The 1541-nt window shown below is 36.7% G+C and carries 1 protein-coding gene; it reads left to right on the top strand.

Features of this window, described 5'->3' with window-relative positions:
• Nucleotides 1-104 precede the first annotated feature (104 nt).
• Entirely contained in the window at nucleotides 105-1388 is a 1284-nt protein-coding gene (locus AXF17_RS06620) for an ISL3 family transposase (protein ID WP_157682585.1), read from the top strand.
• Nucleotides 1389-1541: the final 153 nt, after the last annotated feature.

The raw sequence follows: 1541 nt of genomic DNA on the forward strand, positions 1-1541 counted from the left end.
AAAGGACGGAGATTTAACCATGATTAGTTAAATTCTCCGTCCTTTGTTGTTCCTCAATGTTATCTTTAGAGTGCGAATCAAAGAGTACAGAAAGGAACCAGTACATGAAAGATATTATCATAAAGCTTTTTAACATGGAACCTTCAGACATTGAGCAGTTTGAAGTTATACCATGCGGAAGTGTTATGCAATGTAACATAACACTTCAACACAGACCAACTCCGTGTCCATCCTGTGGCAAAATATCAAGAAGGGTTCACGACTATTACAGGCGCACACTCAAGCATGCCGTTCTTGTTGAAAATGACTTGATTGTTGTTTACAGAAAAAGACGTTACTATTGTACAGCTTGTCAAAAGCATTTCCCAGAAAACAATCCATTCTCCTTACCTGGAAAAAGAATCTCGCAAGCAACTGTTATTCGTATTATGAAATTGCTTAAGCGTGAATCAATAACTTTCTCTACTGCTGCAAAACTTACAGATGTCAGTATAACAACAGTTATGAAGGTGTTTGATGAACACGCTGGCATAGCCACAGTTCCCTTCCCTCGCTGCCTGTGTATTGATGAGGTATACGTAAGCAAATATCTACAGACAGAATATGCTTGTGTTCTTCTAGACTTTGATACTGGGGCAATTTATGACCTCATTCCTTCGAGAAAGAAGGATGAACTCTCTTCCTACTTCTCAAATATCAACAAAGGTACACGTAACTATGTTAAATACATAAGCATCGACATGTGGGAGAATTATCGTGACTTAGCACATCGGTATTTCCCAAACGCATTGGTATGTGTCGACAGTTTCCATGTGGTTAAAAATGTAAATTATGCATTTGATAAGGTTCGTATCAGAATTATGAATTCACATGATAGGGCTAGTGAGGAATACAGACTACTTAAAAGATTTCACTGGCTGCTTAAAAAATCGCGAGATAACATTGATTTTGAAAGCATAATTAATCTTCATCGCTACTACTACATCGTAGGTTCTAAGTATATTTCGCCAGAAGCTCTAATTAACAGACTTCTCGAAATAGATCCCGAACTTGAAATTGCCTATGCGTTGAAATGCGATTATGACGAAATCAACTCCATTGCAACATATCACAACGCAGGCAGATACATTGATAAATACATCGAAGATCTCCACGTTTATGGGATACCGGAATTTATTCCAATTTCTAAAATGTTAAAGAATTGGAAGTATGAGATTGTTAACAGCTTCTTGACCTACAGAGGCAGGAGAATATCAAACGGACAGATAGAATCTATGAATTCAAGAATCAAACTAATCAAGCGTAATGCTAATGGGTACAAGAACTTCTATCGTTTCAGGCTTAGATGTCTATATACCCTTAACAAGCACTCATCCACCAAATTCTAATCAGTAACTGAGCAAAAGCCACTCTTCGATTCCAATTAAAAAGACGATAATCAATTCAATGTGTAAAAATGATTATCGTCTTTCTTTTTTCATAAAACACCCCAAACTTCGTTAAAGGTGATTTTTACAAAACCCCTAAAAAGTTTATAGAGC

It is taken from the genome of Mogibacterium pumilum (genome assembly GCF_002243385.1).
In the GTDB taxonomy this organism is placed as follows: Bacteria; Bacillota; Clostridia; order Peptostreptococcales; family Anaerovoracaceae; genus Mogibacterium; species Mogibacterium pumilum.

What these genes read in the sequence shown, in the direction of transcription:
- AXF17_RS06620 (WP_157682585.1), top strand. Translation starts at nt 105, where the DNA reads ATGAAAGATATTATCATAAAGCTTTTTAACATGGAACCTTCAGACATT.